This is a genomic window from Psychromarinibacter sediminicola (assembly GCF_029168335.1).
Taxonomy (GTDB): Bacteria; Pseudomonadota; Alphaproteobacteria; order Rhodobacterales; family Rhodobacteraceae; genus Psychromarinibacter; species Psychromarinibacter sediminicola.
Genome location: NZ_JARGYC010000018.1, coordinates 41979 through 54409 on the forward strand (window position 1 = coordinate 41979; position 12431 = coordinate 54409).

Genomic DNA, 12431 nt, shown 5'->3' on the forward strand with positions numbered 1-12431 from the left:
CGGTCAGGACGCTTCGGGCTTGGCGCAGTCGGGCACGTCGTAGCCCGCTTCCTCCCACGCGGCGACGGCGCCGGCGTGGTATTTCAGCGGGTTGACGCCGCAGAAGCCGCTGAGCTTCGGATCCAGGACGCCGACGCCGATATTGCCGGCATAGGGCGTCTTGCTCTTCAGCTCTTCCATCGACTCGATATAGGCCGTCGTCAGCGCCTTGGCCCTGTCGAAGGGCATGTCCTTGTGGACGAGGTCGGCGAAGGCGGTGCCCAGCCCGCGGAACGTCGCGTCCTCGGAGATCAGGCGCACGCCGTCGGAATAGCCCATATCCTCCCACGCGACGACGATCGGCACGTTGCCGGGCGCGTTGAACAGGCGCTGATAGGCGTCGCCCTCGAACACGTCCTTGGGCGTCGAGACGATGACGACGTCACCGGCGGCCTGCATCGTGGTCACGCGGGACGACGGGAAGGTGAGCGGCACGACGAAGGCGTCCATCGAGCCGTCGACCAGCAGCGTGGCGAGCTGCGCCCAGTTGGACTGGTGCCCGGTATAGTCCTCGCCGTCGGCGAAGCCGGTGACGCCGGCGATGGCCTGCCGCGCGTTGACCAGCGCCGCGCCGCGGGGCGGGCCGTTCCAGACGTTCTTGCCCTCGAGGTCCTCCCAGCTGTCGATGCCCTCGCTTTCCAGCGCGATCAGCCCGAAGGCGCCGGCGTTGTAGGGGTAGAGCGCGCGGACGTTGGAGGCGAGCTCGGCCCCGCGCTCCTCGCCGATCGACGAGAACGGGCCGCGCCCGGCGTTCAGCAGGAACGGCAGGATCAGCGGCATCGCCGTGATGTCGGTCTTGCCCTCGGCCACGTTGACCAGCGAGTTGGTCAGGGTCTGGCCTTCCTGCACCTGCAGGTTGGCGATTCCGTTCGCGCTGGCGATTTCGGCCAGGTGCAGGATCGAGACGTGCGGGCTGTTGCCCGGGCTGGAGGTCTCGGCGGTCAGGTTCGCCTGGGCGAGCGCGCCCGTGGCGGCGACGGCCGCGATGCAGGTTGCGGCCAGTCCTTGCAGAATGGGTTTCATGTGGTCCTCCCTTTGGGTTTGCCTTGCGGCCCGCCCTCCCCGACGGGCCGTTCCGTCAGCCTTGCGGCCCTTGCTTCATGTCCGGGGCCTTGCGCCCACGATAATGCACCGTGAGCTCCAGTGGTATGTCGTTTTCGTCATAGACCCCGATGACGACGCCGCGCTTGCGGGTCTTGGTGCGCATCTCCTTGAGCTGCGCTTCGGTCCGCGTGGTGCGCTGCGACGGGCGGCGCGCCCAGCGGAACAGCTTGTCGTACATCGCCTCGATCACCTCGGCATATTCTTCGCGGTCGCCCAGGTCGGTCAGTTCCTGCGGATCGTTCTCCAGGTCGAACAGGATCGGCCGGAACCCGCCCTCGGCATGCACCAGCTTCCACCGCTTGTCGGCGACCATGAACAGCACCGCCTCGCGCACGCCGAGGCCCAGCTTGTCGGCCAAGGGCGTGGCGGAATAGTCGTATTCGCAGATGACGCTGTCGCGCGGCATCTCGGTCGCCTGCCCGCGCGGGATCGGCAGCAGCGAGTGGCCTTCGAGGATATGCCCCGGCACCTCTCCGCCCGCGACCTCGACGAAGGTCGGCGCAAGGTCGATGCATTCCACCAGCGCGTCCGAGACGGTGCCGCGCGTCGCGTCCGCCTCGGGCGAGGGGTCGTAGACGATCAGCGGCACCTTGGTCGAGGTGTCGTGGAAGAACTGCTTCTCCCCCATCCAGTGATCGCCCAGGAAATCGCCGTGGTCGGAGGTCAGCACGATCATCGTGTCCTCCATCCGCCCGGTCTCCTCCAGCCAGTCGAACAGGCGGCCCATCTGGTCGTCGCACTGCTTGATCAGGCCCATATAGGCCGGGATCACCGCCTCGCGCACCTTGTCGGAGGAAAACGCCGCGCCGACCGGGCTTTCCATCATGCCCTTCAGCACGGGGTGGGCGGTGTCGTATTCCGCCTGGCTGCGGATCGGGGGCTGGATGTGTTCCGGCCCGTACATGTCGTGGTAGGGTTCGGGCACGATATAGGGCCAGTGCGGCTTGATATAGGAGAGGTGGCAGCACCAGGGGCCGTCGTGGCTCTCGATGAACTCCATGCCGCGCGTGGTCATGTAGGGGGTTTCGCTGTCGCGGTCGAGGATGTTGGCGGCCTCGTTCGAGTATTTCAGGAACCAGCCCGACAGGACGTTGCCCTCGGCATCGACGCCGGAATTGGCGAAGTCGTGCCAGGGGTTTTCCGAGTCGTAACCGCGTGCCTTGAGATAGTTGGTGTAGTTGTGCGGGTTGTTCAGGCCGCCTTCGGAATAGCTGCCCTCCGGCCCCACGGCGACCATGCCGTCGTCACGCTCCCACACGTCGAAGCCGCATTCGGCCACGCGGGCGCCGATCTTGCTGTCGGGGTCGAGGCCGAGGCGGGCCATGCCGTCTTCGTCGGCTTCCATGTGGGTCTTGCCGACAAGCCAGCAGTCCATGCCGGCCTCGCGCAGGTGGTCGCCCATGGTCTTCTCGCCGACCTTGAGCGGAATGAAGTTCCAGCTGGCGCCGTGGCTGTGGACATAGCGGCCGGTATAGGTGGACATGCGCGACGAGCCGCAGATCGGCGACTGGATGTAGGCGCGGTCGAACCGCACGCCCATCGCGGCCAGCCGGTCGATATGCGGCGTGTGTAGGTGCTTGTGACCGTAGCAGCTGAGATAGTCCCAGCGCAGCTGGTCGAACATGATGAACAGGATATTCTTGGGCTTGGCCATACGTGTCGTGCCGGCGCCGCCTGACACGGCCGCCGGTATCCTCCTCCCCTTTTCGCTGCCCGGCACCGTAACCGGCGGGTCCGGCACTGGGAAATAGTCATTTCGCCCGCATCATAACGCGATCGCTATGACAGACCGAGCGCCTTCACCTCGTCGCGGATCGTCTGGACCATCAGCTGCGCGGGTGCCGAAAGCTGTTGGTCGGCCAGCGAGGTGATGCCGACCGCGCCCATCAGCTGCGGCGCGCCGAAGTCCAGCGCGGCGACGCGGCCCAGCTCCATCTCGCGCCGGAAGCCGCCCAGCGGCAGGCAGACGATGGCGTCGGTGGTCTGCAGGTAGTTGCGCGCGAACTCGAAGGACACGGTCTCGATCAGGTTGCTGAACCGGCTGATCCCCTGGCCGATGACGAAGCGGTCGATCTCATCGCGGATGATGGTGTTGGTGGACGGGATGACCACCGAGTAGCGGTCGATATCGCTGATGTCGATGTCCGGCGTCCCGATCAGCGGATGCCCGGCCCGCACGAAGAAGGCCAGCGGCTCGCTGTAGAGATGCTCGAAGTTGAGGCCCGCCATCCTCTCGGGCGACTGCAGCCGCCCGAAGGCAAAGTCGATCATCCCGTCGCGCAGCCGGTCGGCGGATCGGCCGCTGGCGACGGTGTCGAGTTCGACGTCGATCTCGGGGTAGAGCGCCTTGAACCGGCGCACCGCCCCCGGCATCACCACGCGCACCACGTTGGGCATGGCGAAGACCACGACCTTCTCGGCGCGAAGCTGGCCGCGCATCGTGTCGATGCCGCGGTCGACCTGCCCGAGCCCCGCGCTGACATAGGAGAACAGGGTGCGCCCGGCCTCGTTCAGCTCCAGCCCGGTGGCCGTGCGCTCGAACAGGGTGGCGCCCATCTCCTCCTCGAACTCCCGCAGGCTGCGCGAGACCGAGGGCTGCACCGTGCCCAGCGCGTCCGCCGCGCGGGTGGCCGAGCCGAGGCGGGCGACGGCGAGGAAGCAGCGCAGGTGGCGCATGCGAATGCGGCTGGAACTCATGACGCCATTATCCGCGGACCGGGGGCGGAGGCAAAGGGCTGTGGGCAACTTTGTGGACAGAGACCGCCGCGCGGCGAGTGTCACAAAAGCTTCGCCGGCCTTTTACAGCATCCACACACCGGGGGCCGATGGAGCAGGCCGGAACCAACCAGGGGAGCTTCCGATGAAAACTCTTGCGATCTCCGCATTCGCGCTTGCGGCCGCGACCGCCGCTTCCGGCCAGACGGTCGTTCAGACCGACAACGACTGGTACGTCGCCGGCCAGGACCGCCTGCAGGCCGAAATCGAGAGGATGATGAACACCGGTCAGGCCAAAAACGTGATCATCCTGATCTCGGACGGCAACGGCGTCGGCACCAACTATGCCTCGCGCGTGTTCGCCGGCCAGCAGGACGGCGGCTTCGGCGACGAATACGTCCAGCATCATGAGACCTTCCCGGAACTGGCGCTGGTCAAGACCTACAACGTCAACGCCCAGACCCCGGACTCCGCCGGCACCGGCACCGCGATGATGTCGGGCGTCAAGACCAAGGCGGGCATCATCGGCGTGACCGCCGACGTCGACCGCGGCGACTGCTCGACCCTGCCGGGCAACACCGTCACCTCGATGAACCAGATCGCCGACGAGATGGGCAAGGCCACCGGCATTGTCTCCACCGCGCGGATCACCCACGCGACCCCGGCCTCGGCCTATGCCAAGACCGTCGACCGCAACTACGAGGCGTCCGTGCCGGAAGGCTGCGACACGCAGACCGACATCGCCACGCAGCTGATCGAGGCGATGGAAGCCGGCTGGATCGACGTCGCCCTGGGCGGCGGCCGCCGCAACTTCATCGGCGAGGACATCACCGGTGACGAGGGCGGCAACGGCCGCCGCGCCGCGGGCGAGAACCTAATCGAGGACGCGACCGGGATGGGCATCGCCTATGCCTGGAACGACGAGACCTTCGCCGAGCTGCCGAAGGACGGCACGCCGCTGCTGGGCCTGTTCGAGGACAGCCACATGATGTACGAGGCCGACCGCACCGGCGAGCCCTCGCTGGCCGAGATGACCGCCACCGCCATCGAGGCGCTGACGGCCTCCGGCGGCGACAACGGCTTCTTCCTGCAGGTGGAAGCGGGCCGCGTCGACCACGCCAACCACGGCGGCAACCTGGCCCGCGTGGTGCGCGACCAGAAGGCGTTCGCCGAAGCCGTCGCCATGGCCGACGAGATGACGGACGACGCGGACACGCTGATCATCGTCACCGCCGACCACGAGCACGCGATCGCCTTCAACGGCTATTGCGGCCGCGGCTCGGACATCCTGGGCCTGTGCATGGGCATCGACGGCGCCGGCATCGAGCATACCGGCGAGCCGAACACGGGCAGCGACGAGAAGCCCTACACCGTGGCCGGCTACCTGAACGGCGCCGGGTCGGTCCTGCGCGAGGACAAGGACTGGACCGGCACCCGCTCGGCGATGACCGAGGACGAGGCGACCGATATCGACTATACCCAGGAAGCGCTGATCCCGCTGTCCTCCGAGACCCACTCGGGCGAGGACGTCGCGGTCTACGCCAAGGGCCCCTGGGCGCACCTGCTGGACGGCACCATCGAGCAGAACGTGATCTTCCACGTGATGCTGCACGCGATGACCGCCGAAGAGTAGTAAACCCGGCCCTGTCACAAAAAATTCGCGGAGGGCCCCCTGAACCCGGGGCCCTTCGTCGTTAATATCGCCGGGACCGCTCGGCGACCGAATGGAGGATCAAGAGCATGCTCTCCCGCCGCACTTTCCTGACCACCGCGGCCGCGCTGCCGCTCGCCGCCCCGGCGCTGGCGCAGGACGGCCCGATCAAGCTGCGCGAGCTTTACAACCGCGATCAGAGCTTCTCCGACCTGGCGCAGACGATGGAGGGCCAGCGCGTGACGGTCGAGGGCTACATGGCGCCGCCGCTGAAGGCCGAGACCAACTTCTTCGTGCTGACCAAGATGCCGATGGCCGTCTGCCCGTTCTGCGAGACCGAGGCGGAGTGGCCCGACGACATCCTGGCGATCTACGCCAAGCGCACCATCGACGTAATCCCGTTCAACGTGAACATCGAGACGCGCGGCGTGCTGGAGCTGGGCACGTTCAAGGACCCCGAGACAGGCTTCGTCAGCCGCGTGCGTCTGACCGACGCCACCTATTACGAAACCTGAGCCGGCGCGCATGGCCCTTCCCCTCCGCGTCACCGGCCTCGACGTGCGCAGCCCGCGCGGCCGGACGATCCTGTCCGTCGAAGACCTGCAGCTCCCCGCCGGGGCGCTCCTGGGGGTGCGCGGCCCGTCCGGGGCCGGCAAGTCCACGCTGCTCTACGCCATTGCCGGGCTGTGGCCGCAGGCGGCCGGTGCGGTGCATTGGGGGGACACCGACGTCATGGGGCTGGGCGAAGCGCGGCGGACGGCGTTCCGCGCCGCCAATATCGGCATGATCTTCCAGGATTTTCTGCTGTTCGAGGAGCTGTCGGCGCAGGACAACGCCGCGCTCACGAGCCTGTTCCGCCCGCGCGACAGGCGCCGCCAAGTGGGCGAGCGCGCCCGCACCCGGCTGGCGGCGCTGAGCCTGCCCGAAACGGCGCGGCCGGTCGCCAGTTTTTCCGGCGGCGAACGCCAGCGGGTCGCGGTCGCGCGGGCGCTGGCGCACGATCCGGCCATCCTGCTGGCCGACGAGCCGACCGCCAGCCTGCACCGCGAGGCGGCCGACCGGCTGATCCACGACCTGACGGCGCTGGCGAAGGACAGCGGCACGACGTTGATCGCGGTCAGCCACGACGTGGCGCTTCTATCGCGGATGGACCGGGTGCTGACCGTGCAGGACGGGCGGATCGCGCGTGGCGAAAGCGGGGTAGCCTGATGCGGGATGTCTGGGACGGTCTTCCGGTTCTGGCGCAGGACCTTTTCATCTCGGCGGTGCTGTTGCTGCCGATCCTGATCGTCGCGCTCGTTCTGTTGCGCGGCTATGCCCCCTTCCCGCTGACCCGCGCGATCCTGTGGCGGTTCCGCTGGGCCAACCTGCTGTTCGTGCTGCTGATCGCCGTGTCGGTCGGCATGGGCATCGGCCTGATCGCGCAGGAGCGCGGGTTACGCCAGGGCATGGCGCAGGCGGCCGACAAGTTCGATCTCGTCGTCAGCGCGCCGGGCAGCGAGTTGACGATGATGCTGGCGGCGGTGTTCCTGCAACCCTCCGACGTCGGGCTTCTGGACGGGGACGCCTATGCCGAGATCGCCGGGCACGAGAACGTGGATATCGCGGCGCCGCTCGCCTTCGGCGACAGCTACGGCGACGCGCCGGTGGTCGGCACCACGGCGGAGTTCGTCCGCTACCTGACCGACGACCGGCTGGAGGGCCGGATGTGGGAACGCTCGGGCGAGGCCATTGTCGGCCCCGCGGTGCCGCTTGGCCTCGGCGACGGCTTTGTGCCGGCCCACGGTGTCGGCGCCGCTGCCGAGGCCGGGGCGCATGCCGGTGTCGAGATGCAGGTGGTCGGGCGGATGCCGCGCACCGGCACGCCCTGGGACCGGGCGATCCTGATCCCGGTGGAAACGGTCTGGGAGGTCCACGGGCTGGCCAATGGCCACGCGCCGGAGGCCGGCGACCGGATCGGCCCGCCCTTCGACGCGAAGTACTTTCCGGGCACGCCGGCGGTGATCGTGCGGGCCGAAGAGCTTTGGGCGAACTACGCGCTGCGCTCCGAATTCACCCGCGACAGCGAGATGATGGCGTTCTTTCCGGGCACAGTGCTGGGCAACCTCTACCGGATCATGGGGGACGTGCGGCAGGCGATGTCGCTGATGTCGGCGGTGACGCAGGTGCTGGTGGCGGCCAGCGTGCTGCTGGGCCTGTTCATCCTGTCGCGCCTGTTCCAGCGGCAGGTGGCGATGCTGCGGGCGCTCGGGGCGCCGCTGCGATTCGTGGCGGCTGTGGTCTGGCTTTACGGCGCGACCCTGCTGACGCTGGGAGCGGCGCTAGGCGTCGGGCTGGGGTTCGTCGCCTCGGCCGTGCTGTCGCGGATCGTGACGGTGCGCACCGACATCCTGGTCAACGCCTCGCTGGGCTGGAGCGAGGTGCCCCTGGCGCTGGCCTTCCTGTCGGCGACCTCGGTCCTGGCGCTGATCCCGGCGCTGGCGCTGCTGCGGCAGCCGATCGTCGCCAACCTGCGCGCCTGACGGGGCCGGATCCGCATCTGTCACTCCCCTGTTGCACCCGGCCGCTACCCCCGTCGGGCTGAACACTTTGTCAGTCGGCGAAGCCAAGCCGCGACAGGGCGGCGCGCGCGGCGCTCGATTGATCGGGGACGCGCGACAGCACCGCGTCGTTCAGCTGGCGCACGATCAGGTGCAATTCGCGTTCGTACAAACGCGCCTGCACGAATTCATGCAGTTCGCTTGCCGTAAGATCGTTGATCCTGCGCGCAAGCCCGAGCGGGGCGCCCTTCGCGAGTGTGTTATCCTTCATCACGAATCTCGTATGGCCCGCTTTCACGATTCGGTAAAGCGGGATTGCCCGCCTCGGCCCCGAGGTCAACGAAGGGAACCGCGTCGCATATCGCGCGTTATGAACACGGCGGCCCGGGACGGGGCCGACGTCGATCGGAGTCAGGAATGGGCGAGTTGAGCATGTTCGAACTGAGCGGTATCGGTGGGCTGATCCTTCTGGCCCTCGACATCTACGCGCTGGTCCAGATCTTCTCCTCCCGCGCCTCGACCGGGAAAAAGGTTCTCTGGTCGCTGGGCGTGATCGTCTTCCCGCTTCTCGGCTTCATCATCTGGCTGCTTTTCGGCCCGCGCGGCGCCGAACGGCATGTCTGAGCACGACCCGGACCGCCCACTCACTCTGCCCGGTTTCCTGATCGTCGTCCTGGTCGCCGTCGGCGCCGTCGCGATCGGCGCGATCCTGCACCTGGCGGAACCGGTGCTGGCGCCGATGACGCTGGCGCTGGTGACCGGCGTCATCCTGTCCCCGATCGCCGTGTCGTGGGAGCGCATCGGCATTCCCTCCGCCCTCGGCGCAACGCTGAATCTTTTCGTGGCGCTCGTCGCGATCGGCGGCATCCTGTTCCTGCTGCAGCCCGTCGCGATGCGGTTGGTCGAGCAGGCTCCGAAGGTCATCGCCGATGTCGAGGAGACCCTGGAAGACGTGCGCGACGCCATGCGCGGGGTGGAGGAAGTGTCGAAGGACGTGGCCGATGCCATCTTGATGGAAGAGGGCGAAGGCGAGGGAGACAGCCCGCCAGCAAGCGCTCCGCCGGAGGAGACCGCCGAGGACTCGCCGAAAGAAGAAGCGGCCGACGCGGTGCCCAGCGTTGCCGATGCGTTATGGCTCGCACCGTCGATCTTGGGCCAGATGGCCGTTTTCGCGGGCACGCTGTTCTTCTTCCTCGCCACCCGAGGGGACATCTATCGCTGGACCGCCCGGCGCCTGCCGCTGGGCAAATCCCCGGAAGACCGGGCCGAGATGCTTCTGGAAGCAGAGCGCCGTGTGTCGCGCTACTTCCTGACGATCTCGATGATCAATGCCGGGCTCGGCCTGGCCGTCTTCATCGCGCTGCGCCAGCTCGGCCTGCCCGGCGCGCCGGTCTGGGGGCTGGTGGCGTTTCTGGCCAATTTCGTGCTGTATCTCGGGCCGGCCTGCTTCTTTTTGGCGATGCTCTATGCAGGGGTCGCGAATTTCGACGGGCCGATGGCTCTCGTGCCGGCGCTGTGCTACGTCGCGCTCAACTTCACCGAGGCACAGTTCGTCACGCCGTCGCTCGTCGGGCGGCAGATGCAGCTCAATCCGCTGGTCGTGTTCCTGTCGGTGGTGTTCGGGATCTGGATGTGGGGCCCGGTCGGGGGGATCGTGGCGATCCCGCTGCTCGTGTGGCTGCTGGTGCTGGGCGACGCCGATCCGGAGCCGGAGGCCGAGACGGAGCGCGCCGAAGGTCTCTAGCCTTCGAACCGGGGAAGGTTTTCCAGCGCGGCCTTCTCCTGCGCGGCGTGCAGCACATAGGTCTCATCGCCGGGCGCCCCGGTGTCCTTTACCGTCAGCCGGTCGAACCCCACGACGATGCGCTCGCCGCTGAGCCCCAGCGGACCGCCGGTCAGGCGGACGACCGCATCGGTGATCTGGCCCGTGCCGCTGACCATGAGTTCGGCCACGCTGCCGACGACCCGGTCCTGCGGGTCGATGACCGGCGCGCGCATCATCGCGTCGACATCGACGGTGGTGAAATAGAGCCGGTCGTCGGGCACGATGTCTGTCTGCGCCCCGGGCGTATCGACCGCCATCGACGCCTCGACCTGCTCCTGCACAGCATCGGAGCCGGTCATGAAACCGGCGGCGGCCGGCATCGCCAGTGCGGATAGAAGAACTGCGGTTCTGGTCAGCATCTGTCACCTCTTCCAAAACAATCGGATCGTTGCAGGCGAAACGCGGACGCGGTCGAGGATGTTCCTTTAGATTCCATGGCTTGGCCTGGGAAAAAAACCGCGCCGGAAGGGCGCGGTTTGCCGGTAAGGGGAGCCGCCCGATCAGGGCCGGCGCCGCGATGCGAGGCCGGCGCCCACGCCCTGGAGGAACGCCGCCGCGACTCCCACCAGGGCCGGCGCCAGGGCCGGCTGGGCCGCCGGCGCCGCGGCCGGGGCCGCGGGAGCGGGCGGCCGGGGCCGCGCCAGACGCGAGATCACCAGGACGATCAGACCGAGGCCGGCATAGGCCCCGCCGATGACCAGGGCCGCGGTCAGGGCGTCCGCCGCCACGGTCAGCGCGATCCAGGCCGCGACCGTAAGGAAGCCCAGCCCGACGCACAGGCAAAGCGCGCCGACCAGCCCCAGCGAGGAGCGCAGGGCCGCCCGGCGCGCCGCGTAGGCGAGGTTCGCGGTGCCCGGGATCATTTGCGGCTAAGGATCAGGCCGGTCAGAAAGCCGACGCCCGCGGCGATGCCCACGGCCGTGGCCGGGTTCTCGCGGATCGACGCCTCTGCGGATCCATAGGCCTCCTGGCCCTTCGCCCGGGCGCGCCGCACGGCCTCTTCGCCCTGGCCGCGCCAGGCATTCGCCTGCTCGCTCGCCGCACCGCGCAGCGCTTCGGCGCGGGTGCGGCCCATGTCCCGCACCGTGCCGGTGAGCGAGGACATATCCGCCTTCAGCGTCTCGATCTGCGCTTTCAGTTCGTCGATGTCGCTCGTCTTGACCGGCGACGCTTGCGGACCGTTCGTCGTCGTGTTGGCCATCTCTTCACTCCTTCGTTGCGTTTCGGGCGTTGCGTGTCGTGCGTTGCATGTCGGACGGGCAGGCCGAAGCGACCTGTCCCGGCTGTGTCTCGCGGGCCAACGCGCATGCGAACCGCTCGGTTCCGTCCCGCGCCCGAACGGGCCGGAGATCTGCCGGACGACAATCCCCGAAGTCGGCATTGGCTGGGAACCAGGCGTCCTGCGGCGCGTTGATCCGTCAAACGAAGCGCCGAGAGGTGCGGGAAATCGAACCCTTTAGGAGGTACTCGCCATGCTTGGTTGGGCCCTGACATTTCTGGTGGTCGCATTGATCGCGGCCGTATTCGGCTTTGGCGGCGTCGCATCGGCGTCGGCCGGCGTCGCCCAGGTTCTGTTCTTCATCTTCCTGGTCTTGTTCGTGGTCGCGCTCATCGCCCGCGCGGTCCGCGGCAAACCGCCAGTGTAGGGTGAAGAAAGCGCGGAGCGGTTCGCCGCTCCGCGCAACTACGATTCACGCGAAACGCCTCCCCGTGGTGGGAGGTGTTTCCGTTCGGGCCGTTCGATCACGCTTGGAGCGTCTCGGTGCTGGAGAAGAACATCGCCTGGCTGATGGCGGAGCGCACCTGATCCTCGGAATAGGGCTTGGTGATGACAAAGGCCGGCTCGGGCCGCTCCCCGGTCAGCAGGCGTTCCGGGAAGGCGGTGATGAAGATCACCGGAATGTCCGCCGCCGCCTGCAGGATCTCGTTCACGGCGTCGATGCCGGAGGAGCCGTCGGCCAGCTGGATATCCGACAGGATCAGGTCGGGCTTCTCCTTGCTCGCCAGCTGCACGGCGCCGGACGCGGTGCGCGCGACGCCGGTGATCGCGTGCCCCATCTCGGCGACGATGTCCTGAAGGTCCATGGCGATGATCGCCTCGTCCTCGATGACGAGCACGCGGCCCTTGACGCTGTCTTCCATCTCGCGGCGGGCCACGTCGATCAGATGCGCGACCTCGGACACCTCCAGCTGCATCACCTGCGCGATCTCTTCGGTCGAGAACTCCTCGACCGTGCGCAGCAGCAGCGCCTCGCGCGTGTTGGTCGTCAGCTTGGCCAGATGGCGCTGAGCCCGCTTGGCGATGCCCTCGTCCTCGACGTCGACAGGTGCGCCGGCGCTGCTCCAGATCAGGTGGAACGCGCGAAACAGCGCGACCTTGTCTGAATACCCCTGTTCGAACACGGCGCGATCTTCGAGCAATGCCTCCAGCGTCGCCGCCGCATAGCTGTCCCCTGTTTTCTGGCTTCCGGTCAGAGCCCGAGCGTACCGTCTCAGATAGGGCAGCAGGCCGGCCACCTTCACCGACAGATAATCGCTTTCCTTGTCCATTGGCATG

Annotated in this window: 15 protein-coding genes; 7 read left to right on the forward strand and 8 right to left on the reverse strand. The window is 67.8% G+C overall.

Translation table 11 applies throughout. From position 1 onward, the window contains the following. Positions 1-3 precede the first annotated feature (3 nt). The 3 genes from P1J78_RS08805 to P1J78_RS08815 form a co-directional block, all read right to left on the reverse strand. Positions 4-1062 carry a TAXI family TRAP transporter solute-binding subunit gene (locus P1J78_RS08805; protein WP_275566971.1) on the reverse strand — a complete coding sequence of 353 codons (1059 nt, stop codon included), beginning with the start codon at positions 1060-1062 and terminating at the stop codon, positions 4-6. A 55-nt stretch (positions 1063-1117) separates the two neighbouring features. Continuing rightward, positions 1118-2797: a sulfatase-like hydrolase/transferase gene (locus tag P1J78_RS08810; protein ID WP_275566972.1), complete on the reverse strand. Its 1680-nt coding sequence runs from the start codon at positions 2795-2797 to the stop codon at positions 1118-1120. A gap of 125 nt (positions 2798-2922) precedes the next feature. Then, positions 2923-3840 (reverse strand): LysR substrate-binding domain-containing protein, encoded by a 918-nt coding sequence (locus tag P1J78_RS08815; RefSeq protein ID WP_275566973.1) that lies wholly within the window; start codon positions 3838-3840, stop codon positions 2923-2925. A gap of 163 nt (positions 3841-4003) precedes the next feature. Between P1J78_RS08815 and P1J78_RS08820 the strand changes: the two genes are divergently transcribed. The 4 genes from P1J78_RS08820 (at position 4004) to P1J78_RS08835 (ending at position 8031) form a co-directional block, all read left to right on the forward strand. Next, positions 4004-5491: an alkaline phosphatase gene (locus P1J78_RS08820; RefSeq protein ID WP_275566974.1), complete on the forward strand. Its 1488-nt coding sequence runs from the start codon at positions 4004-4006 to the stop codon at positions 5489-5491. 107 nt (positions 5492-5598) lie between these two features. Then, positions 5599-6024 (forward strand): hypothetical protein, encoded by a 426-nt coding sequence (locus P1J78_RS08825; RefSeq protein WP_275566975.1) that lies wholly within the window; start codon positions 5599-5601, stop codon positions 6022-6024. Positions 6025-6034: 10 nt separating this feature from the next. Then, positions 6035-6718, forward strand: coding sequence for an ABC transporter ATP-binding protein (locus tag P1J78_RS08830; protein ID WP_275566976.1), 684 nt, complete (start codon positions 6035-6037; stop codon positions 6716-6718). Continuing rightward, the gene (locus P1J78_RS08835; RefSeq protein WP_275566977.1) at positions 6718-8031 is read left to right on the forward strand and encodes an ABC transporter permease family protein; all 1314 of its coding nucleotides are present in this window, start codon (positions 6718-6720) and stop codon (positions 8029-8031) included. Before P1J78_RS08830 ends, P1J78_RS08835 begins: the two co-directional genes overlap by 1 nt. 70 nt (positions 8032-8101) lie before the next feature. On the opposite strand, the gene P1J78_RS08840 is transcribed toward P1J78_RS08835, so the two are convergent. Next, positions 8102-8320 (reverse strand): hypothetical protein, encoded by a 219-nt coding sequence (locus P1J78_RS08840; RefSeq protein ID WP_275566978.1) that lies wholly within the window; start codon positions 8318-8320, stop codon positions 8102-8104. 146 nt (positions 8321-8466) lie between these two features. Here P1J78_RS08840 and P1J78_RS08845 point away from each other — a divergent pair, with 146 nt between their 5' ends. After that, on the forward strand, positions 8467-8673 hold the full coding sequence (locus P1J78_RS08845; protein WP_374213213.1) for a PLD nuclease N-terminal domain-containing protein: 207 nt from the start codon (positions 8467-8469) through the stop codon (positions 8671-8673). After that, the gene (locus P1J78_RS08850; protein ID WP_275566979.1) at positions 8666-9793 is read left to right on the forward strand and encodes an AI-2E family transporter; all 1128 of its coding nucleotides are present in this window, start codon (positions 8666-8668) and stop codon (positions 9791-9793) included. The genes P1J78_RS08845 and P1J78_RS08850 overlap by 8 nt, the downstream gene beginning before the upstream one ends. Here P1J78_RS08850 and P1J78_RS08855 read toward each other — a convergent pair. From P1J78_RS08855 to P1J78_RS08865, 3 genes are all read right to left on the reverse strand, one after another. After that, the gene (locus tag P1J78_RS08855) at positions 9790-10233 is read right to left on the reverse strand and encodes a hypothetical protein (protein ID WP_275566980.1); all 444 of its coding nucleotides are present in this window, start codon (positions 10231-10233) and stop codon (positions 9790-9792) included. The two genes, P1J78_RS08850 and P1J78_RS08855, sit on opposite strands and share 4 nt — an antisense overlap. A gap of 141 nt (positions 10234-10374) precedes the next feature. Continuing rightward, positions 10375-10737: a hypothetical protein gene (locus P1J78_RS08860; protein WP_275566981.1), complete on the reverse strand. Its 363-nt coding sequence runs from the start codon at positions 10735-10737 to the stop codon at positions 10375-10377. Further along, positions 10734-11075: an ElaB/YgaM/YqjD family protein gene (locus tag P1J78_RS08865; protein ID WP_275566982.1), complete on the reverse strand. Its 342-nt coding sequence runs from the start codon at positions 11073-11075 to the stop codon at positions 10734-10736. Before P1J78_RS08865 ends, P1J78_RS08860 begins: the two co-directional genes overlap by 4 nt. Positions 11076-11346: 271 nt before the next feature. Here P1J78_RS08865 and P1J78_RS08870 point away from each other — a divergent pair, with 271 nt between their 5' ends. Then, entirely contained in the window at positions 11347-11520 is a 174-nt protein-coding gene (locus P1J78_RS08870) for a DUF1328 domain-containing protein (RefSeq protein WP_275566983.1), read from the forward strand. A gap of 97 nt (positions 11521-11617) precedes the next feature. Here P1J78_RS08870 and P1J78_RS08875 read toward each other — a convergent pair whose 3' ends face one another. Further along, a complete protein-coding gene (locus P1J78_RS08875) occupies positions 11618-12430 on the reverse strand; it encodes a response regulator (RefSeq protein ID WP_374213214.1) in 813 nt (270 codons plus the stop codon). Between the last annotated feature and the right edge of the window lies 1 nt (position 12431).

Excerpts from the sequence above, each read along its gene's own strand:
- P1J78_RS08875 (WP_374213214.1), bottom strand. The coding sequence starts at position 12,430 with ATGCCAATGGACAAGGAAAGCGATTATCTGTCGGTGAAGGTGGCCGGC.
- P1J78_RS08845 (WP_374213213.1), top strand. The coding sequence starts at position 8,467 with ATGGGCGAGTTGAGCATGTTCGAACTGAGCGGTATCGGTGGGCTGATC.
- P1J78_RS08835 (WP_275566977.1), top strand. The coding sequence starts at position 6,718 with ATGCGGGATGTCTGGGACGGTCTTCCGGTTCTGGCGCAGGACCTTTTC.
- P1J78_RS08860 (WP_275566981.1), bottom strand. The coding sequence starts at position 10,737 with ATGATCCCGGGCACCGCGAACCTCGCCTACGCGGCGCGCCGGGCGGCC.
- P1J78_RS08805 (WP_275566971.1), bottom strand. The coding sequence starts at position 1,062 with ATGAAACCCATTCTGCAAGGACTGGCCGCAACCTGCATCGCGGCCGTC.
- P1J78_RS08810 (WP_275566972.1), bottom strand. The coding sequence starts at position 2,797 with ATGGCCAAGCCCAAGAATATCCTGTTCATCATGTTCGACCAGCTGCGC.
- P1J78_RS08855 (WP_275566980.1), bottom strand. The coding sequence starts at position 10,233 with ATGCTGACCAGAACCGCAGTTCTTCTATCCGCACTGGCGATGCCGGCC.
- P1J78_RS08830 (WP_275566976.1), top strand. The coding sequence starts at position 6,035 with ATGGCCCTTCCCCTCCGCGTCACCGGCCTCGACGTGCGCAGCCCGCGC.
- P1J78_RS08840 (WP_275566978.1), bottom strand. The coding sequence starts at position 8,320 with ATGAAGGATAACACACTCGCGAAGGGCGCCCCGCTCGGGCTTGCGCGC.
- P1J78_RS08865 (WP_275566982.1), bottom strand. The coding sequence starts at position 11,075 with ATGGCCAACACGACGACGAACGGTCCGCAAGCGTCGCCGGTCAAGACG.
- P1J78_RS08825 (WP_275566975.1), top strand. The coding sequence starts at position 5,599 with ATGCTCTCCCGCCGCACTTTCCTGACCACCGCGGCCGCGCTGCCGCTC.
- P1J78_RS08815 (WP_275566973.1), bottom strand. The coding sequence starts at position 3,840 with ATGAGTTCCAGCCGCATTCGCATGCGCCACCTGCGCTGCTTCCTCGCC.
- P1J78_RS08870 (WP_275566983.1), top strand. The coding sequence starts at position 11,347 with ATGCTTGGTTGGGCCCTGACATTTCTGGTGGTCGCATTGATCGCGGCC.
- P1J78_RS08850 (WP_275566979.1), top strand. The coding sequence starts at position 8,666 with ATGTCTGAGCACGACCCGGACCGCCCACTCACTCTGCCCGGTTTCCTG.
- P1J78_RS08820 (WP_275566974.1), top strand. The coding sequence starts at position 4,004 with ATGAAAACTCTTGCGATCTCCGCATTCGCGCTTGCGGCCGCGACCGCC.